The sequence below is a fragment of the Sorangium sp. So ce834 genome, from assembly GCF_051521425.1.
Lineage (GTDB): Bacteria > Myxococcota_A > Polyangia > Polyangiales > Polyangiaceae > Sorangium > Sorangium cellulosum_D.
The window spans coordinates 10,438,503-10,457,733 of sequence record NZ_CP150351.1 but is presented as its reverse complement, the minus strand read 5'-3'; the positions used below and the strand labels follow the sequence as shown (position 1 = coordinate 10,457,733).

Below are 19,231 nucleotides of genomic sequence, written 5' to 3'. Positions count from 1 at the left end.
GGCTCGCGCTCCTGCGCCAGCTCCGCCTCGCGCCGTACCTGCTCGGCGTGCCTCGCCGGGGAATGCCCCGGCCGCGACGGCCCGGCTGGGAGCGCGCTATCGCAACCGGTATGCCGCCCCGCGACGCGAGGGCCCCTCCGACGAGATCGGGCCGCGCGACGCGCGGAGCGCCGGCGCAGGAGCGGCTGCCGCTTCATCGAGCTCGCCCGCGGGTCCAGCTTGCGCGTGGCAAGCCTTGCCGTCATGGCAAAGATTGCCGTTCATGAACGACACGCGCATGGCAAGGATTGCCATCGCGCCGCGCGCCCATCCGACGGACACACCAATAGCACCTTTTCGACGCTTCGCCGGCGCGGGTGCTCCTTGCTCGAGCCGGCTCGCGACCGATCGTCGCGACGCTTCGCCCCGAGATCAGCGGACCGGGAACGGCCAGATCAGCTGTTCCAGCTCGGAGAGCGAGGAGGCCTGGGACTCCCAGCCTTCGATCCTGATCTGGTAGCCGAGGTTGCTGTACCGGTGCAGGAGCGCGAGCGCCATCAGCTTGCGGCGCAGCGCCGGGGTCAGGTCGGCGTCGGCGATCCGGATTCCGCAGGCGACCAGAAAGGCGCGCTGGAGCTCCGCGCTGCCGGCGGCGAGGAAGAGGCACGGGCCCAGCAGGTCGTATTCGGCCGGCCCGAGGCACGCGTCCGCGAAGTCGATCATGCCGGTGACGCGCCACGCCCCGCCCGTCCGGGTCACGAGGAGGTTTTCGGGCGTGTATTCTCCCGTCAGGAGGACGGGAATCACGGACGTCGGCAGGAGAGGGCGGGCCGAGGCCAGGTACGCCGGGATCTGAGCGACCAGGCGCTCGGGCAAGCGCATTCGCCGGTGGCGGCCCTCGCATCCGGCGATCTGGCGCTCCACGAACGCGTCCCAGCCGAGATCGAGGCTCTCCAGCCCGCCGGTGGGCAGCGCGTGAGCGGCCGTCATGATCTCGCCGATGCGGGCGAGCGCCTCGGCGCGCTCCGCCCCGCCGAGCGCGGGCCAGACCTCTTCCAGGGTGCGCCCCGGGAGGCGCGACATCACGAGATACGGCCACCCGTCGAGCTCCCCTTCCCGGAGGATCTCCGGCGTGGCCACGGGGACGTTCCCGTGGACCCGCCCGAGCGCGAGGCGCTCGGCCTCGAACTGGTGCCTCAGGAACGGCGGAAACAGCTTGATGATCTGGCCCGCGTCGTTCGAAACAACGACGTTGGTCCCGCGCTCCAACGCAGCGAGGCCGCTCGCCGCGAGGCCGTGGCGCTCGCACACCGCGCGGATCGCCGGGAGAAAGGCGCCGAGATCGGCGCGGATCCGGTCGAAGCCGGCGGGGTCGTCGAACGGCGGAAACAGGGCCTGGTCGATCGGATCGGCGGTCATCGGATCGGCGGCCAGGGTAACCCGCGCGGGGCCTGCGGGGGAGAGGAAGGCAGACCTGACGACGCCGGCGGCGCTGGCCATCCGAGCGACGTCCTGTATTCTCCCGCGCCGCCCGTGGGAGCCTCGCCGCCGCCATGCCGCTGATCGTCGTCGAGGACCTGCGCAAGGCATACCGGGTCGCCGAGCGCCGCCCCGGCGCGTGGGGCGCGCTGGCCGGGCTCGTGCGCCCGCGTTATCGCGCCGTCGACGCGCTCGCGGGCGTCTCGTTCGCGATCGAGCGGGGCGAGCTCGTCGGGTACATCGGGCCGAACGGCGCCGGCAAATCCACCACGGTGAAGGTCCTCGCCGGCATCCTCGTGCCGGACTCGGGGCGCTGCGAGGTGGACGGCCGCGTCCCGTGGCGCGAGCGCGTCGCGCACGTGCGGCGGCTCGGCGTCGTGTTCGGCCAGCGCACCCAGCTCCTCTGGGACCTGCCGGTGATCGACTCGTTCGAGCTCCTCCGGGACATCTACCGCGTCGGCGCGGCCGACCACGCCCGCGCGCGCGACGAGCTCGTCGCGATGCTCGATCTCGCGCCGCTGCTCGACACGCCGGTGCGCCAGCTCAGCCTCGGCCAGCGCATGCGCTGCGATCTCGCGGCCGCGCTGCTCCACGCGCCCGACCTGCTCTTCCTCGACGAGCCCACGATCGGCCTCGACGCCGTCTCGAAGCTCGCGGTGCGGCGCTTCGTCCAGCGGCTCAACCGCGAGCGCGGCGTCACCGTGATCCTGACGACGCACGACATGGACGACATCGAGGCCCTGTGCTCGCGCGTCGTCCTCATCGCCGGCGGCCGGGTGCTCTCGGACGGCTCGCTCGAGGCGCTCCGCGCGCAGGTCACCGCCGAGCGCTGGCTCATCGTCGACCTGACCGACCCCGCGGCCGAGATCGCCGAGCCGCACGCCGAGGTGATCCGCCGCGAGGGCGACCGCGTGACGCTGCGCTTCGATCCCGCGGCGATCTCGACCGCGGAGCTCGTCGGGCGCGTCACGGCCCGCTACCCCGTGCGCGATCTCCTGGTGCAGAACCCGCCCATCGACGAGATCGTGGCGCGGCTCTACGGCGAGGCGGGCGGCCGGCCGTGAGCGCTCTCCTCGCCTACTGGGCCGTCTTCCGCGCGCGCTTCCGCGCGCGCTTCCGCGCGCTCTTGCAGTACCGCGCCGCGGCCGCGGCCGGGTTCGGCACGCAGCTGTTCTGGGGGCTCATCAAGGTGATGGTGCTCGAGGCGTTCTACGCGAACGCGCCGGGCGCGCGTCCGCCGATGGCCCTCGGCCAGGCCGTCGCGTACACCTGGCTCGGGCAGGCGTTCTTCCAGCTGATGCCGTTCTCGACGAACCCCGACCCCGAGGTGCGCGAGCTGATCCGCACCGGCGCGGTCGGCTACGAGCTCTCGCGCCCGCTCGATCTCCACACCCTCTGGCTCGCCCGCGCGCTCGCCGCGCGCGTCGCGCCGACGGTCCTGCGCGCGGTCCCGATGTTCGCGGTCGCGGTGCCGCTGCTCGGCATGTCGCTGCCGCCGTCGCTCGCGGCCGCGGGCGCGTGGGCGGCGGCCATGGTCTTCGCGGCGGCGCTCGTCGCCGCGTTCGCGACGGCGGTGACGTCGACGATGCTGTGGACCACGTCCGGCGACGGCATCGCGCGGATCGTGCCCTCGCTCGTCCTCATCGCCTCGGGCATGGTCGTGCCGCTGCCGCTGTTCCCGTCGTGGATGCAGCCCTGGCTCGACGCGCTGCCGTTCCGCGGCATGGTCGACGCCCCGTTCCGGCTCTACCTCGGCCACCTGCCGGCCCGGGCGCTCCCGGGCGTCTTGCTGCACCAGGCGCTGTGGACCGTGGCGCTCGGCCGCGCGATGGTGGCGCGCGGCCTGCGGCGGCTCGTGGTGCAGGGCGGCTGAGGGGGCGAGAGGAGCAGGCGAGATGTGGCGCGACGCGACGACGCTTTACCTCCGGCTCGCCGCCGCGTCGCTGCGGGCGCAGATGCAGTATCGCGCCTCGTTCGCGATGTGGTCGGTGGGCCAGTTCGTCATGGTGGGCATCGAGCTGCTCGGCGTGTGGGCGCTGTTCGACCGGTTCGGCGCGGTCCGGGGCTGGCGCTTCGCGGAGGTGGCGCTCCTGTTCGGGCTGGTCAACGTCTCCTTCGCGCTCGCCGAGTCGTTCGGCCGAGGGTTCGACGCCTTCTCGACGGTGGTGCGGTCCGGCGATTTCGACCGCATGCTCCTGCGCCCGCGCTCGACGGCGTTCCAGGTCGCGACGAGCGAGTTCCAGTTCCTGCGCGCCGGGCGGCTCGCCGTCGGCCTCGTGATGCTCCTGTGGGCCGGCGCCGCGCTCGACGTCGGGTGGACGGCGGCCAAGCTCGGGCTGCTCGCCGGCGCCATGGTCGGCGGCGCCTGCGTGTTTTACGGCCTCCTCGTGCTCCAGGCGACGCTGTGCTTCTGGACGGTCGAGTCGCTCGAGATCATGAACACGTTGACCTACGGCGGCACGGAGGCGGCGCAGTACCCGCTGACCCTGTACCGCGACTGGTTCCGGCGCTTCTTCACGTTCGTCGTGCCGCTGGCCTTCGTGAGCTACATCCCCGCGGGCGCGCTGCTCGAGCGCCCCACCGTCCCGGCGCTGCCCGAGGCCGCGCGCTGGGCGTCGCCGCTCGTCGGCCTCGTGTTCCTGCTCGTGTCGCTGCGCATCTGGCGCTTCGGCGAGCGGCGATACCAGTCCACCGGCTCGTAGGCTGGAGCAGCGCGCGGAAGCGCGGAGATTGAACCTCCAAGGCGCGGAGGACGCCAAGGAGAGAATATATATTATATATATCTTTCGGCGTCTCGGCGGCTTTCTATCCGGGTCCTTGTCCCACGCCCGGCCGAGCACCCCGTCAAAAGGGCGGTATCGGCATCGGGGCGCGATCCGGCTCCGGTGCTGTCGGCTCTGGCACGGGAGGCTTCTGGGCGGGATTGAGGACAGCCGTGGGTGATGCTTTGGGTCTGGCCGTCGGCGACGGCCGCCGTGCTCCCGCGGTCGACGGCGGCGTCGCTGTCCGCGCCGTCGTGCCTCCGGAAGCGCCCGCCCCCGACGTCGCCGGGGCGGAGGGGGGCTCGTCAGGGGCCGTCAGCGCGTCGGGCGATGGCGGCGCTCCGGGGGACACGCTCGGCGGCGGCTCGGGCGATATCGGCGGCTCCGTCGGCGTCCAGGCGGCGTTTTGCTCCGGCGCCCGCGCGGCCGCCGAGGCGACCTCCGCGCCCGTCTCGCCCTCGCCGCGCGGGCTGCCCTCTCTCAGGGCGACCGTGACGCCGACGCCGAGGAGCGCCGTCGCGACGCCGAGCGCCAGCATCGCGCGCGTGGGCTTCTGCGGCCTTGCCTCTTGCGCCGTCGCCCCCGCGCCGGTCAGGGTCCCGGGCGTCGCCGCCCGGGGCGCCGCCGGCGGGACGCGGAGCTCCGCCCGCCGCAGCGGTATCGTCCCGCTCCGCCTCGGTCGAGACGAGATCGGTATGCCGGAGCAGGGCGGTTGCAGATCCGGGATCGACGGCGACGCCATGCCCGCGAGCCGGCGGAGCTCGCCGATCATCTCTCCGATCGACTGGAAGCGCTGCGCCCGTTCGCGGGCCAGCGCCCGCGCGAAGAAGGCATCCATCGCCGGCGGCAGGTCGGGCGCGAGCTTGGAGGCGCTCGGCACGGGCGCGACAAGGATGTTGGCGATCACGGCGCCGAGCTGATCCCCCTGGAACGGCAGCTCGCCCGTGACGGCGCAGAAGAGGATGACCCCGAGCGACCAGAGATCGCTGCGCGGGTCCACGTCCTTTTCGCCCCGGACTTGCTCCGGGCTCATGTAGTGAGGGGAGCCGAGCAGCTCGCCGGTGCGCGTCACCTCCTCCGTGAGATGAACGCCGGTCTCCTTGACGATGCCGAAGTCGAGGACCTTCACGACCTCTTCCTGCTCCTCCTCCGCGCGCGCGAGGAACAGGTTGGCCGGCTTGAGATCGCGGTGAACGAGGCCGGCCTCGTGCGCGCGGCGGATCGCCTTGCCGGCCTGGATGAGGATGAGCGTGGCGTCCGCGAGCGAGAGCCGGCCGACGCGCTCGAGCCGCGTGCCCAGGTCCTCGCCCTGGAGCAGCTCCATCACGAGGTACGGGGTGTCGTCGTCGACGCCGTAGTCCTGGACATAGACCACGTGCGGGCTCTTCAGGCTCGCGGCGATCCTGGCTTCGCGCTCGAAGCGGGCCAGGAACGTGGACGACGTCGCAAACGTCGGTGCCATGAACTTGACCGCGACGGGAGATCCCAAGTTGATGTGACGCGCCGCCCACACCGAGCCCATCCCGCCGGCCGAGAGCGGTCGCTCAAGACGGTACTTCCCACCTACGACGGAATCTGGGGCGTAATGCATGCGATGGCGTCCTCCTGGCTGCCGAGGGAGGTGAGATGAGCCTACAGGATAGGAAAGGTGCCGGCCACGATGGGCCGGGAGATGGCGGAACGATCGTGCTTGCGCGCGCCACGTTCCGGGCGACTCCACGCTTCCCATCACCGTGGGTGGCTGGCGATCGCCGGATGTCCCACCGGGCCGCCCGAGGCGGCCGCCTCGACGGCACGCACCCCCGCGACAGGCCCGGAGCGAGATCTGGCGCGCGTCAGTCCCTAACGGTCCATCCTTGCTGGTGAAATTCAGCAATATCTGGCGCAGCGAACGTGCTCTGTCGAGCGCCGGAGCGCGATTGTCCCGCGAGCGCGGGCTGGCCGCCGCCCGCTTCCTTCGCGGACGTGCGCGCCTCGTCGCGATCCCTGCGCTGGCCCGACGGCCCGAGGCGGCGGCGCAGGCGCAGGCGGCTGTCGCGCAGAGGCCGCGCTGGCGCAGCGCAGCACGGCGGGCGCGCTCCCCGGTGCGCCACCGCCGCGGTGGAGATCACGGCGACCGATCCCGGCGCGCCAGCACGAGGACGCCTGCGATGGTCGTTGCGCTCCCCTGGACGACGTCTAATTCCTGCCGGGAGCGCGGGAAGATCCTTTATGACCTCGAGGACCTCGACGCCCACGTTGGCGGCGAGCGGCACACCGCGGTCGTGGACGGCGTCGAGATCCCGATGCAGCACCCGCATTTCGACGTGGAGGCGTCCGGCAACGCGGAGTACGAGCACACCCACACGACGCAGGACGGCTGCGAGATCAAGGCCATGGCCTTCTGACGCATGATGGCCGAGATCGAGGGGTGCGCGCAGTAGCGCCCGGGCCTCGCGCGCGGGCGCGCGACGCCGGCCGGCCCCGGTGAGCCGCGCTGTCGTGCGCCCCTCGCGCCGGGCCGTCGCGCCGGGCTGCCGAGCCGCCAAGAAGGAGGCGCTCGGCGGCGGCGATCACCTCGCGAGCCTCTGTCTTTCCTGTCGGTGAAGTCCCGGTTTCCGGAGGACGACTCTGCTGGATCGCGTCGCTCGCGCCTTGCGGGCGGCCTCGCGCCCATGCTAATCGCATCTCCCACGGGCACGCATCCCCGCGCCTCCGGCGCAGGGGCGACGCCTGGCAGCCGATCGGAGGCGGGCCATGGACAGCGCGATACCGCTCGGGAAGAAGCAGATCATCGACGGCCAGCTGCGGGTCTACTATTACGGCTACTGGATCAAGGCGTACGAGGCGCCGGCCGATACGCTGCTCGCGAAGAAGCGCCTCATCGAGGCGCTGACGCGGCGCCTGTTCAACCATGTCGAGCACGGCATCAACGTGCCGGGAAAGCGGCTGGACGAGGCGCGGCGCGCCTTCGAGTCCGAGGCCGACCCGCAGCGCAAGCGCGTCAAAGGCGCCATGCTCGCCGGCGCGATCTTCAATCGCGCGGCGGACATCTTCACCAAGCTGGTCGAGATCCAGGAGCTCGGCGTCACCATCGAGCCCGACAACGCCCTCATGCGCGAGTGCGGAGAGCACCTCCTCGAGGCGCTGACGCTCGGAAAGATGGTGCTCCACCGCAGCGGGGAGGAGGGGCTCGACGAGCTGTGGGGCGAGCCGTTCAAGGCGTTCTCCTTCCCGGTCGAGGCGTTCTACAACAGCCGGTACGTGAAGATCGCCCAGAGCATGAAGGCCATCGACGGCATCCGCGACGCGATGATCGACACGTTCGGGGGCCTGCCGATGTTCGCCGGGCTCGACCGCCTGGCCTGCGAGCTCGCGCACGCGGCCAAGGTCAAGTGCGAGACGCTGCGCACCGACGCCGAGATCTTCGAGGTCTGGACGTCGTTCGTCGTGTCGGCGGAGCGGCTCGCCGCCTTCCAGCCGCTGCTCGGCGCGGACGCGTCGCCCGCCGAGCGGGAGCAAGCGGCCCGCGGCGTCGAGCTGATCGTCCGCGGCAAGAACGTGATCTCGTACATCACGCGCGCCCGCGTGCCGATGCCCAAGACCACGAGCGAGCTCCTCGACCGGTACGAGCGCTACCGCGCCGCCTACGGGTACGGCGCCGCGCCCGCGTCCGGGCCCGCGCGCAGCGTCGCCTGAGCCCGCCCGGGGCGCGGACGGCTCAGCCCGCCCCGGCCGCCGGGACGAGCTGGATCGCCTTCTCCGGGCAGGCGACGACGCATAGGCCGCACGCCTGGCATTGCGCCGCGTTCGGCGTGAGCGCGGTCTTCCGGCCGTGGACGAGCGACTTGAGCTTGCCGAGGGGCGAGAGCGCCTCGAAATCGGCGCGCTCGATGCGGGCGATCTCGAAGACCTGGTAGGGGCACACCTCGACGCAATCGCCCTTCGCCTCGCACCGGCTCCGGTTCACCACGGGCCGGAAGGCGCCTGGCTCGGCCCGGCATTGCTCGCCCGGCCGGTCCCGGTGCGAGGCCGCGCGCCGCGCCTTCTCCTTGTTCAACGATCCTGCCATGTTCGTGCCTCGACTCGACTCGACTCGCCTCGCCTCGCCGCGCGGCGCTCAAAAGCAGCTCGATCGGGCCTCGAAGCGCGCGGCGTAGTTCGCTCCGAGGTTGCTGTCCCAGAGGCCGTGGGACTCGGCGGCCACCTCGATGTCCCAGGCGTTCATGCGGCCGTACGGATCGTAGGCCCAGAAGAAGAGGGCCTCCTCGACGGCGGTCGGCTCGTTGCAGACCCAGGTGCCGCTCGACGTGGGCGGGAGCGGCGCGCCGCCGCAGAGGCGCTGGCCCGCGCCGTCGGGCGGCGGCGAGCACCACGCGCAGTCGCGGGGCGCGTTGCTGACGAGGACGTAGGCGTCGCCGTGCGCGCCCGCGCTCGCCGGGAGGAAGGCGTCGCTGCCGTTCAGCCGGACATAGAGGTTGATCTCGTGATCGGGATAATAGGCGCGCAGGTAGCCGCGGTAGGCCACCGTCAGCTTGGCGGCGTCGGTCCGCACCGGATCCTGGATGAGCTCGAACGGGCCGGTGTGCACCGTCGTCGTGGGCCCGCAATAATCGTAGCTCGGCGGGTAGTTCGAGGCGGCGCCCTCGCGGGGGACGGCGGAGAGCGCGAGCGCGAGCGGGAGAGCAGCGGCGAGCGTCTTGCGGAACATGCGTGGACCTCCGAGGGCGTGTCGGCGCCGCGGCGGCGCGCAGCACGGGCGCGCGGCCCCGCCGACGGGGCTACCAGCTCCACCCACGCCGGTCAATTCGCCGCGGCCGGCTGGCCGCCGTCGCCGCCGAGCTCGCCGATGGCGAGAGGCAGGAGTCGACCAGGGACATATCGATTGGAGGGGAGCGCGCTCATCGGCGCGCCGCGTCCCATTCGGGGCTGCTCAGGAAATACGTATCGTAGAGCTCCTGCACGTCGCGCAAGGTCTCGGGCGGCTCCTCGCCATGGGCGATACGCGTGAGCTGGCGGAAGTAGTCGAAGCGCTCGACGCCTGGGGTGATGACGATCAAGAGCTCGGCGCTCTTGCCGCGGGCGGCAGCGAACGCGTGGGCGACCCGGGGCGGGACCACGAGGAGGTCGCCTTTGTCGGCCGTCACGATGTCGCTCCCCGAGAGGACCTGCACGGCGCCGTCGAGCACGTAGAACATCTCGGCCGAGCCGTCGTGGCGGTGGGGCCGCGCGCCGTCCGCGTCCTTCGCGAGCGTCACACGCACGGTGGAGAGGGCTCCGCCCGTCGCGCTGCTGTCCGCGAGGAGCTGGATCCTCGCGGTGGGGGCGCCGACGACCTCGGCGTCGGGGCCACGGACGACGACCGAGCGATCGAAGCCACGCTGGATGATCGACATGCCGCCCAGTGAAGCACCCCGGGAGGGAGCGTTCACCTGGAAAGAAGACGCGCGGAGCGCTCCAGCGGGCTGCGGCGTGGAGGGGGCCCCTGCGACGATCGACGCGGGATGAAGCAGGTCGTTCAGGAGATGGACGGGTCGCGCGGGGGAGCGCCTGTCCCCCGGGACGAGCGGCGCTTCACGGGGCGCTCGGGCCGGGCGCGGGGCCGTTTCCTGCGACCATGCACGCCTTGAGGCCCTCCTGCAGGTTGCGCAGCGTGACGATCCGCTCGAGGTCCATGCCGAGCGACACGACGGTCTGCGCCACCGCGGGGCGGATGCCGGTCACCACCACGCGGGCGCCGAGGAGCTCCACCGCGCGCACGATGCGGATCAGGTGATCGGCGGTGCCCGTATCCACGGCGTCGACCGCGGTCAGGTCCAGGATGACGTGGCGCGTCTGGCTGTCGACGATCGCGCCGAGCAGCCGCTCCATCAGCGCGGACGCGCGCTGGCTGTCGAGACCCCCCATGACGGGCACGGTGAGCACGCCGTCCCACACCTGGATGATCGGCGCGACCATCGTGGAGAGCGCCGTCTCCTGCTGCTCGATGAGCTGCAGCTTCTCGCGCAGCGCGAGCTCGGTCCGCTCCCGCTCGGCGACCTCCTTCTTGAGCGTGGCCAGCGCGACGGCGAGATCCGAGCTCGTGGCCCGATCGGTCTCGAGGAGCGCCGCGAGGCGGGTCTCGACGGTCTGGTCGGTCGGACGGACGACGAACTCGTCGTACTCCGCGCCCTTCGTCACGAACGCGGTCTGCTCGGCCCAGCAAGGGACCCCGAACAGGCGCTCGCTGATGCCGGCCAGCTTGCCGGCCGTCATCGAGCTCCCCCAGACGACCCCGAGGGCGCGCTGGTAGATCGACTCCCAGTTGTTGAAGGTGCGATACCGGGCCTCACGGCGCTCGCGGTCGAGCGCGACGAGCTCCCATCGGCCCCAGCCGGCCGGGCTGCAGATCTCGCTGAGCCGAAAGAAGCCCTCCTCGAACGTCGGTTGCGTGTCGATGATGGACCAGTCGCCATCGACGCTCTGCCGTCCCCCGAGCTGGAGACACAGATTGAAGCGCTCGACCCCCACCATCGCCACCATGCCCGACATCAGGCCGGCCACCGAGCTCGGGATCCACATGCTCAGGGTGGGCATTCCGGCCCACAGGTTGATGCCGTCTTTCAGGTTCCATTCGATGTCGAAGCCGGCGATCGTGATTCGGGGGTTTGTCATAGGCTCGCGGTCAGCGTGATGGGGCGCGGAGCCGAGGCGCCGCGTGCGCTGCGACCCCACCCGCCGGTGCTCCTTGCCTCAAGCGCGCCGGAGCGGCAAGCCCGAGCGCAACCGCGCATCGCGTCGGTTCCGGGGCCGTTCCGAGCGCGCGCAGATGTCCTGCCCGGCGCGGGTGGCGGGACCTCGCGGGACCGCAACCCGGGTCGGGGCGGGGGACCGCAGGCCCAGGGGACCGCAACCCGGGTCGAGGCGGGGGACCGCAACCCGGGTCGAGGCGGGGGACCGCAACCCGGGTTGGGGCGGGGGACCGCAACCCGGGTCGGGCCGAGGAACCGCAACCCGGGTCGGGTCGAGAACCGCAACCCGGGTCGGGCCGAGGAACCGCAACCCGCGCGCGGGTACCCCAACCTGCGCCGAAACGCGCCTCACGCGGAGAGCGCCGACGGCGCGGCGTTGTGCGCAGTCCCCCGACACGTCGTTATCTGCTGTCGTGGAATGTTTCCGTTGACGCTGAGGTGCGCGTCTCTGTATCACAGCACCATGAAGTACGCTTCGATTCTCTTGGCGACTCTCTCTATCGGCCTCTCGCCGCTCTCCGCCAGCGCGCTGATCACGCAGCCGAACGGCACCATCATGCCGCGAGACTCGGAGAATGGCGAGGTCCAGCTCTATACGCTGTTCGAACGCCGGGGCGAGGCGATCGACTACCAGGCTGATGGGAACACCGCGCCGTCCACCTTCTCGCCGCTCTGCGGCTTCACGGCGGAGCTCGTGCTCACCCAGACCGGGGCACGCCTCGGGGTCGGCTGGTACAACGTCGACCCCGCCGCCACGGCGCCGCCGTCGCTCGACGACATCCACCCGATCGTCCCCGCCGGCGCCCCCGTCGGCACCATCGTCACCGCCGCGGACATCCGGAGCGATCCCGCCTATGCGGGCGGCCAGATCGGCTTTGCGCTCATCGGCGCGCAGACGCACTACTCCGAGCAGCGGTGGAATGAGGTGTGCACGGGCTGCACCCCGCCCGGCCCCTGGGTCACGGCCGTCATCTACACCTCGGTGGTCACGCCGAACGCGTTCTACGTCGCCTTCGAGGACGGCAGCGTCGGCCCGGACCCCGACGACTTCAACAACGACGGCGACTACAACGACTACGTCTACTTCTTCAGCGGCCTCACCTGCACCGGCGGCGGCGAGCCGTGCGACACCGGGCTGCCCGGCGTGTGCGCCCCAGGGGTGACCCAGTGCGCGGCGGACGGGCTCACCTGCCAGGGGCTCGTGCCCTCGTCGCAGGAGACCTGCGACGGGCTCGACAACGACTGCAACGGCACCGCCGACGAGGGCGATCTCTGCCCCGCGGATCACGTCTGCGATCGGGGCGTGTGCGTGCAGGCGTGCGGCAGGGGCGAGTTCGTGTGCCCGCCGGAGAAGGAGTGCAACGCCGCGGGGTTCTGCGTCGATCCGGCCTGCGCCGACGTCGTCTGCGACGCGGGGCAGGTGTGCGCCGGCGGGCAGTGCCGCGCGGCCTGCGATGGAGTGCAGTGCCCCTTCCCGACGGTGTGCCGGGTCGGCGTCTGTGTCGACCCGTGCAGCAACGTGACCTGCGAGGAAGGCACGGTCTGCGACGGCGGCGTGTGCAAGCCGAGCTGTCCGTGCACGCCGTGCCCGAGCGGGCGCGCGTGCGAGGAGGAGAGCGGGCTTTGCAGGGAGTCGGCCTGCGTCGGCGTCGCGTGCCCGTCCAGCCAGCGCTGCGACGCCGGGGCGTGCGTGGACGCGTGCGCTGGAGCGGTGTGCCCGAGCGGGCAGATCTGCGCCGGCGGCGCCTGCGTGGACGACGCGAGCGCGACCGCGACCAGCGGGCCCACCGGCTCGACGGGCGCGAGCCTGGACTCCGGCGCGGGCGGCGGGGTCGCGGATCCGGCCGGCAGCGGCGGCACGGGCGGCGCCGGCGGCGCCGGGGGCGCCGGGGGCGCCGGCGGGGCCGGCTCGGATGGCGCCGGCGCGGACGGCGGCTGTGGCTGCCTCGTGGCCGGCGCGCAGGGCTCGCGCGGGGCGCCGCTCGCGGCGATCGCGCTGGTGCTGGCCGGCGCGCTCCGCCGGCGGCGCGGCAACGCCTCCGCGAAGGCCGGGCTCGTCCGCCTGTGAACCGCGCGCTCCCTGGCTCGGCTCTCTTCGGCCTGCTCCTGGCCGCCTGCGGCGACGCGGCGCCGCCCGGGAGCGGCGCCGCGGGCGGCTCGCCCGACGCGGTCGGCACGGGCGGCTCGCCCGACGTGGTCGGCGCGGGCGGCGCGGGCGGCGCGGGCGGCGCGGACGCAAGCTCGACCGGCGGTGGCGGAGGCGGCGCGCCGATCGCCTGCGGAGGGAGCGCGGGCGCGACGTGCGGCGAGACGGAATACTGCGAGACGCCCGACGATGCGTGCCCCGGAGAGGCGCAGGGCGTGTGCGCCCCCCGGCCGAGCCGCTGGGACTGTCCCGAGGAATGCGCGGGGGTCTGCGGGTGCGATCAGCGCGTTTATTGCAATGCGTGCATGGCGCACGCGGCCGGGATGAACGTGTCGGCGGACACGTCCTGCGCCAGCGGGGATTACGAGATCGTCTCGCGCGATCGGGTTTATGTGCACCACGCCGATCTGGCGGCGAACCGGTGCCTGACGCTCTATCTCACCTGGCCGACCCAGAGCGATCCGCGCTATGCCGGGGTCGAGCTCCCGGAGCTCTGGGCCTTGCTGGACGTGGCGCTCACCGGCGATATGCGCGATTGCACGGAGCCGCGCACGCCGGGCGCGGAGGGGCGTTATCCCGTGACCGGCGCCACCGGCATCATGTCGTGGGAGACCGAGCCGAACACCGGCATCCCGTGCGTCATCGACATGGACATCGCCGTCACGCTCGACGGGGAGCCCGCGACCGAGCGCTTCCAGGCGAAAGGCGTGATCGTCGACAACACGTGCCTGTAGCGTGCGCCGGGTCGGGCCGCCGGGCCGCTGGCGGGGAGCGAGGCCGCCGCCGCCTGGCCCGGCGCGGGTGTCGCTACTCCGAGATGTCCTGGCTGATGACGACGACCGGCGAGGGCGCCATCGTGTACTCGTCCCCCTCGGCGCTGATGACCAGATCGAAGCTCGTCCTGGAGACGTAAAATTTTACGGCACAGGAGCAGACCTTGCCAATACCCGCGCGGGCCGCGCAGAGACCCGTCAGCGATGGCGGATCGCGGTGCTCGGGACGCCGACGCTGCCGCTGCCGGCAGGGGCCGCCCCGGTCACGGCGCGGGCTTGCGGCCTCCCGTCGGCGCAGCAGGGGCCTCGGCGCCCGCGCCTGCCTCGGCGCCCGCGCCTATCTCGGCCCCCGCGCCGGCTGCGGCCGTCGCGACGCCGGCGGCGATGCCCTCCCAGTGGCTGCCCTTCCACAGGACCTTGCCGCAGCGCTCGCAGCGCCAGAACTCGTCGTAGCGATCCGCCACCACCCCGGGCACCGCGCCGCGCACCGTGTCCTTCGGCGCGGCCGCGAGCGCGCCGCCGCACGCCATGCACCGCGGATCCCGCACGGGCAGCCCGAGCTCGCGCAGCACGAAGCCCGCCTGCTCCATCGGCCGCAGCCCGCGGGGCACGTAGAGCCCGCGCACGGCCGCGGTGCGCAGGGGGCGCCGCTCGAACACCCCCGCGTCGGAGCTCAGCAGCACCCGGCCGGTCTGCTGCGCCAGCCGCACGAGATCGCCGTCGTCGATTCCGTGCTCGAACGTCGCGTCGTACCCCGCGCCGCGCAGCCAGCGCGACAGGCCGCCGAGCATCGCGTCGCACAGGAAGCTCGGCGCCGGCGCCCCGCCCGGAGCCGGCTCCGCGCCCCCCGGGGCCGCATCCGCCCCGCCGCCCGCCTCACCCACGAGCACGCCCCATGTGCTCAGGATGGCGCCGGGCCCGCGGCCGGCAAGGGCGCCGGCCGCGAAATCCCCACGCCCCCCTCGCGCGCTGGTACCGTCGCGGTACGGTCAAGCGATCGTGGAGGAGTCGATGTCGACGAAGAGTGCGAGGTGGCTCGGCGCGGCTGCCGCGCTCGCCGCGCTGGCCAGCGCGCAGCAGGCCTCGGCCTACTGCCGCTCGAACACCTGCAAGGTCTCGGAGCTCTGCCTGCAGGACGACCTGCCGGTCGGCTATTGCAGGCCGCTCCGCTGGACGAGCAGCTGCATCGGATTCAACGTCCAGAAGGACGCGTCGAGCGAGATCTCCTACCAGCAGATCTCCGACGTGCTCGATGCCGCGTTCAGGACATGGCAGGAGGCGCCCTGCGACGGGGGGAGACCCCCCGGCATCCGCGTGCAGAACCTCGGGCCCGCGAGCTGCGGCGCGGTGGAGCTGAACGCGCGGGACGGCAAGACCAGGGTCGTCGATGGGCTCGTGCCGGGCAACGCCAACGTGGTCGTCTTCCGCGACATGGACTGGCTCGCGACCGCCGGGCACAGGTCCGAGATGCTCGCGCTCACGACGGTGCAGTTCGACAAGAACACCGGTGATCTCTGGGGCGCCGACATGGAGATCAACACAAATCTCTACGACTTCACCGTCGAGGACGACTCCGCGGCGCCGAGGGAGGATCTCCTCGCCATCGTCACGCACGAGGCCGGGCATTTCCTGGGCCTCGACCACACCCTGGCCGGTCCGGAGGCGACCATGCACGAACGGTACGACAGGTCGGATCCGATGAACTTCCGGACGCTGCACGCGGACGACGTCGCGGGCATCTGCCAGATCTACCCCCCTCGGGATCTCTCCACGGCGGAGTGCAACCCCATCCCACCTCACGGGTTCTCGCCGGAGTGCGCGGACGACCAGCTGGTCGCCTGCGGCGTGGCGCCGCCCGGCGCCGGCGGCTCGGGGTGGAGCGTCCCGCTCGCCGCCGCCGCGCTCGGCGCCGCCGCCTGGCTCCGCGCCGGCGCGCGCGGCCGGCGCGGGCGGCCCCGGCGGGGGCGCCGCGCCGGCGAGCGCCGCGCGTCGGCCATCCGCTGACGGGCTCTCGGGCGCGCGGCGCTAACCCGACGCGCCGCCGGGGCTGCGGCGGGAGAGCGCGTAGGCGACGCCCCGCTCCAGCGTCCCCTTCGTGACGATCCCCCCGAGATCCGTCGCGGTGCCGACGAGCGCCTGGGCCACGCTCGGCCGGATCCCGGTGATCACGATCTCGGCGCCGAGGAGCCGCACGCTCCGGGCGGCCCGGACCAGCGCGTCGATCACCTCCGCCCCCGCCTCGGGCATGCCGGTGACGTCGAGGAGCGCGATCCTGGCCTGCTGGGCCGAGATCCCGTGGAGGAGCACCTCGATCACCCGATCGGCCCGCTCGCGGGTCATCGTGCCGACGAGCGGCATGACGAGCACGCCGGCGGCGATGGGCAGGAGCGGCGTGGCGATGGACTGGAGCGTCTCCTCGCGGACGCGGAACATCTGCTCCTGGAGCATCAGGCTCTGCTGCTCGGCCCGCACCCGCTCGGTGATGTCCGCCGAGATGCCGCAGACGCCCGTGGCCTTGCCGTCCTCGTCGCGGAGCGCGAACTTCGTGGTGAGGTACACGCGCATGCCGTCGGGCCGCTCCACCTGGTCCTCGAGGGTCATCGGCGCGCTGGCGACGAGCGCCTCGCGGTCCTGCGCCTCGAACTGGTCGGCGATCTCCCGGGGCACGAGATCGTGCGAGCGGAGCCCCAGGACCCCACCCCGGGGCATGCCGAGCGCCGCCTCGAGCTGGCGGTTCGCGACGATGTAGCGGCCCTCGGTGTCGCGCGCGTAGATGAGCAGGGGGGCGTTGTCGATGACGGCCTCCAGCAGCGCGGCGCTCCGGCGCTGCTGCGCCTCGGCCTCCTTGTGCGCCGTGACGTCGCGGGTCAGCGAAACGACGTACCTGACGCCGGCCTCGTCCCGGAGCGGCAGGTACGTCACCTCGAGCCAGCACCGGCGGCTCGCCCCCCCGTCGCCGCTCTCGCCCATCTCGTAGGGGGTCGCCGCGAGCGTGGTCACCTCGCCGGCGATCGCGCGCCGGAACGGCCCGGTGAACCCCCGCGTGACGGCCTCGGGGTCCTGGAGCAGGTTGAACCTGTCCACCACGTGCTCCCGCTGGACCTTGAACCACGCGCAGCAGGCCTCGTTGATCGCGGCCAGCAGCCCGTCGGTGCGGTAGACGAAGACGGGCATCGGCAGCAGCTCGAAGAGCGCCTCGAACGGCACGCGGGGCCCGCTCGCGGACGCCTGCGCGTCGGGCGGCGGCGCGGCGGCGCCGAGCCGGCGCTCCAACTCCTCGATGCGGGCGCGCAGGCGCGCGTTCTCGGCCCTCATCCCCTCGTCTTTCCCCTCCGTGACCATGGTCGTCTCCTTGCCCTACGCTGCCCTGGGGCGCTCCACGCGGAGCTCGGTCCAGGGGGAAGTCAGCTCGGCCAGGGTGCGGTAGGCGAGCGCGGCGGCGCCGACGAAGAACAGCGCGAGCGCCGCCGGGCCGACGCCGATGCCGCCGGCGGGGTCGATGCCGATGCCGTCGGCGAGGCCGAGGTCGCCGAGGACGCTCGCGTGGAACGCGCGGAAGAGGCCGAGGTGCAGCGCCGCGAGCGACGCGCCGAGCGCGAGCGCCCAGGCGCGGTGGAAGCGCGCGCGCCGCGCGTGGTGGGCGATGACCGTCTCCGAGGAGACGGAGAGGTTGCCGTACGTGGGCGCCCGGAGCACCCAGGCCCGCGCGGCGTCGCGGTACCCCTTGCCGGCGGCGCTCGGGTCGATCTCGCGGCGCATCGAGCCGGCGATGTAGATGGCGTCGCCCGGGCGGACCTCGGACACGTAGACGGGCACGCCGTCGCGGCTCGCCGGGACGAAGGTCGTGTCGAGGTTCAGCCGGCCGCACACCGGCTCGACGCGCACCGCGGCGCCCGAGGGGAGCCGGAGCGAGAACGCGCGCGCCCGGGTGCGCCACGCGCCCGGCGCGATCTCGACCGCGATCACCGCGTCGTTCAGCGCGGCGTCCTCGGCGCCGACCTCGCCGCGGAGCAGCGCGAACCCCTCGCGCATCGCCTCGGGCGGGGCCGAAGGGCTCCGCGCGTACGCGGCGACCTGCGAGCGGCGCTGGTGGTGCAGGCAGCGCCGGATGGCGATCGCGACCGCGGTGCCCAGCGCCACCCCGGCGACGCCGTAGACGATGAGGAGACTGGCGACGAACCCCATCGCGTGAGAGTAGACGCGCCGCCCGAGGGCGTCGAGGTGGGCTGTTCGCTGCGCCGGGCGGGCTGCCGGGGCGGGTTGCCGAGGCGGGCTGCTCGCCCACGGCGCCCCCCGACGGCCGCCGTCTCGCCCCGCGGAGGGGAGCCCGAGCTCGCCAGCGTCGAATCGTACCGACCCCAAAGCGGCGGGCCGTGCATCCTTCTGACGAGGCAGCCACAAGTAGAACCGGTCCGTCCAGGCGCTACACCCTTCGGACGAAGCACGGACAGGAACGAAGCTGCTCATGGAAACGAGGTTAATCATGGAATCCGACGCAAACGGCGAACTCTACATCGCCATCATACTCTACGAGTCATGGTCGTCCGATCCATCCTTCAAACCCATGTTTGAAGAGTGTTTTGTGCTCATACGCGCCGACAGCGATGAGCAGGCCCTCGCACGCGCTGAGCAGCACGGCAAAGACAAAGAAACGTGCTACGACAACGTCGCAGGGCAGGATGTTCGCTGGAAGCTGAAGCGAATTGTGGACGTGAGCCGCGTTCTGTCGGATACGATAGGCGACGGCGCGGAGCTATACGCGCGGCACTTCACGAACTACGACGCGTATCATGCGTTTGAGCCGTTGCTCGGCGGTGCTCTCGACTGACCAATAGTTGGCGTCTGGGGGGAGGAAGGAAGATGCGCGCGGTCGTCATTGTCGGCATCGTGATCTCAAGCTTGTTTGGGATACTGACGCCGGTTGCGCCCTTCGCTGGTCCGCCGCTCGCGCTGGCTCAAAGCTGCAACGCGCGGAGAAATCCTCAAGAAACGGCCATGTCGTTCATTGGTCGATGTTGTAAAGGATCGATCCTTCGTGTGTTTCCCTCGCATTTGTTGAGCACGAGGCTCGAGGATATCCGAAAAGGGAAAACGTATGACTACAAGAAAGCTTGGAAGCTGCTGAACGACAACCGTTTCAAGAAGTAGCTTGAACCGACCGCGGGAGGGGTTCGCCAGCCAGCTGGCTGGCGAACAGTCCCCGTGCTGAAAACCCGCAGCGCCGCGCTCGAGGTTTTCAATGTCGCGCGACGCGCGCCTCGGCCCCTCAGGCCGCAGCGGTGCAGGCTTGCTCCGTCCCACTGGACTCGACGGTGTGCTGTTGCCGGGCGCGGGCGGCGTGGCGGGGACGAGTCGGGCTTGTTTTACTCACGCGCCAAATCG

19 protein-coding genes are annotated in these 19,231 nt (G+C 72.2%); 10 read left to right on the top strand and 9 right to left on the bottom strand.

What is annotated here, in order from left to right:
• Positions 1-411 precede the first annotated feature (411 nt).
• The gene (locus WMF20_RS38465) at positions 412-1,479 is read right to left on the bottom strand and encodes a phosphotransferase family protein (RefSeq protein WP_437606746.1); all 1,068 of its coding nucleotides are present in this window, start codon (positions 1,477-1,479) and stop codon (positions 412-414) included.
• 53 nt (positions 1,480-1,532) lie between these two features.
• Between WMF20_RS38465 and WMF20_RS38460 the strand changes: the two genes are divergently transcribed.
• The 3 genes from WMF20_RS38460 to WMF20_RS38450 are packed head-to-tail and all read left to right on the top strand — an operon-like array spanning position 1,533 to position 4,160.
• Entirely contained in the window at positions 1,533-2,522 is a 990-nt protein-coding gene (locus WMF20_RS38460; protein ID WP_129578939.1) for an ABC transporter ATP-binding protein, read from the top strand.
• Positions 2,519-3,331: an ABC transporter permease gene (locus WMF20_RS38455; RefSeq protein ID WP_437606745.1), complete on the top strand. Its 813-nt coding sequence runs from the start codon at positions 2,519-2,521 to the stop codon at positions 3,329-3,331. Before WMF20_RS38460 ends, WMF20_RS38455 begins: the two co-directional genes overlap by 4 nt.
• Positions 3,332-3,353: 22 nt before the next feature.
• The gene (locus WMF20_RS38450; RefSeq protein WP_437606744.1) at positions 3,354-4,160 is read left to right on the top strand and encodes an ABC transporter permease; all 807 of its coding nucleotides are present in this window, start codon (positions 3,354-3,356) and stop codon (positions 4,158-4,160) included.
• A gap of 142 nt (positions 4,161-4,302) precedes the next feature.
• On the opposite strand, the gene WMF20_RS38445 is transcribed toward WMF20_RS38450, so the two are convergent.
• Positions 4,303-5,811 carry a protein kinase domain-containing protein gene (locus WMF20_RS38445; protein WP_437606742.1) on the bottom strand — a complete coding sequence of 503 codons (1,509 nt, stop codon included), beginning with the start codon at positions 5,809-5,811 and terminating at the stop codon, positions 4,303-4,305.
• 265 nt (positions 5,812-6,076) lie between these two features.
• On the opposite strand from WMF20_RS38445, the gene WMF20_RS38440 reads away from it, so the two are divergent.
• Entirely contained in the window at positions 6,077-6,607 is a 531-nt protein-coding gene (locus tag WMF20_RS38440; protein WP_437606741.1) for a hypothetical protein, read from the top strand.
• Positions 6,608-6,956: 349 nt separating this feature from the next.
• Entirely contained in the window at positions 6,957-7,898 is a 942-nt protein-coding gene (locus WMF20_RS38435; RefSeq protein WP_437606740.1) for a hypothetical protein, read from the top strand.
• 22 nt (positions 7,899-7,920) lie between these two features.
• On the opposite strand, the gene WMF20_RS38430 is transcribed toward WMF20_RS38435, so the two are convergent.
• The 4 genes from WMF20_RS38430 to WMF20_RS38415 form a co-directional block, all read right to left on the bottom strand.
• Positions 7,921-8,271, bottom strand: a complete 351-nt coding sequence (locus WMF20_RS38430) for a 4Fe-4S binding protein (protein ID WP_437606739.1) — start codon at positions 8,269-8,271, stop codon at positions 7,921-7,923.
• A 48-nt stretch (positions 8,272-8,319) separates the two neighbouring features.
• Positions 8,320-8,910: a hypothetical protein gene (locus WMF20_RS38425; protein ID WP_129578931.1), complete on the bottom strand. Its 591-nt coding sequence runs from the start codon at positions 8,908-8,910 to the stop codon at positions 8,320-8,322.
• Between the two features lie 190 nt (positions 8,911-9,100).
• Positions 9,101-9,595, bottom strand: a complete 495-nt coding sequence (locus WMF20_RS38420) for a cupin domain-containing protein (RefSeq protein WP_437606738.1) — start codon at positions 9,593-9,595, stop codon at positions 9,101-9,103.
• A gap of 178 nt (positions 9,596-9,773) precedes the next feature.
• Positions 9,774-10,853, bottom strand: a complete 1,080-nt coding sequence (locus WMF20_RS38415) for an STAS domain-containing protein (RefSeq protein ID WP_437606737.1) — start codon at positions 10,851-10,853, stop codon at positions 9,774-9,776.
• Positions 10,854-11,414: 561 nt separating this feature from the next.
• Here WMF20_RS38415 and WMF20_RS38410 point away from each other — a divergent pair.
• Positions 11,415-12,998 carry a MopE-related protein gene (locus tag WMF20_RS38410; protein WP_437606736.1) on the top strand — a complete coding sequence of 528 codons (1,584 nt, stop codon included), beginning with the start codon at positions 11,415-11,417 and terminating at the stop codon, positions 12,996-12,998.
• On the top strand, positions 12,995-13,810 hold the full coding sequence (locus tag WMF20_RS38405) for a hypothetical protein (RefSeq protein WP_437606735.1): 816 nt from the start codon (positions 12,995-12,997) through the stop codon (positions 13,808-13,810). The genes WMF20_RS38410 and WMF20_RS38405 overlap by 4 nt, the downstream gene beginning before the upstream one ends.
• A 302-nt stretch (positions 13,811-14,112) precedes the next feature.
• On the opposite strand, the gene WMF20_RS38400 is transcribed toward WMF20_RS38405, so the two are convergent.
• Positions 14,113-14,739 carry a Mut7-C RNAse domain-containing protein gene (locus WMF20_RS38400; RefSeq protein ID WP_437606734.1) on the bottom strand — a complete coding sequence of 209 codons (627 nt, stop codon included), beginning with the start codon at positions 14,737-14,739 and terminating at the stop codon, positions 14,113-14,115.
• Between the two features lie 121 nt (positions 14,740-14,860).
• Between WMF20_RS38400 and WMF20_RS38395 the strand changes: the two genes are divergently transcribed.
• On the top strand, positions 14,861-15,853 hold the full coding sequence (locus WMF20_RS38395) for a matrixin family metalloprotease (protein WP_437606733.1): 993 nt from the start codon (positions 14,861-14,863) through the stop codon (positions 15,851-15,853).
• A gap of 21 nt (positions 15,854-15,874) precedes the next feature.
• Here WMF20_RS38395 and WMF20_RS38390 read toward each other — a convergent pair whose 3' ends face one another.
• Positions 15,875-17,191 (bottom strand): PAS domain-containing protein, encoded by a 1,317-nt coding sequence (locus WMF20_RS38390; RefSeq protein WP_437606732.1) that lies wholly within the window; start codon positions 17,189-17,191, stop codon positions 15,875-15,877.
• 15 nt (positions 17,192-17,206) lie between these two features.
• The gene (locus WMF20_RS38385; protein WP_437606731.1) at positions 17,207-18,034 is read right to left on the bottom strand and encodes a hypothetical protein; all 828 of its coding nucleotides are present in this window, start codon (positions 18,032-18,034) and stop codon (positions 17,207-17,209) included.
• Between the two features lie 298 nt (positions 18,035-18,332).
• Between WMF20_RS38385 and WMF20_RS38380 the strand changes: the two genes are divergently transcribed.
• The gene (locus WMF20_RS38380) at positions 18,333-18,677 is read left to right on the top strand and encodes a DUF4288 domain-containing protein (protein ID WP_437606730.1); all 345 of its coding nucleotides are present in this window, start codon (positions 18,333-18,335) and stop codon (positions 18,675-18,677) included.
• 32 nt (positions 18,678-18,709) lie between these two features.
• On the top strand, positions 18,710-18,997 hold the full coding sequence (locus tag WMF20_RS38375; protein ID WP_437606729.1) for a hypothetical protein: 288 nt from the start codon (positions 18,710-18,712) through the stop codon (positions 18,995-18,997).
• Positions 18,998-19,231: the final 234 nt, after the last annotated feature.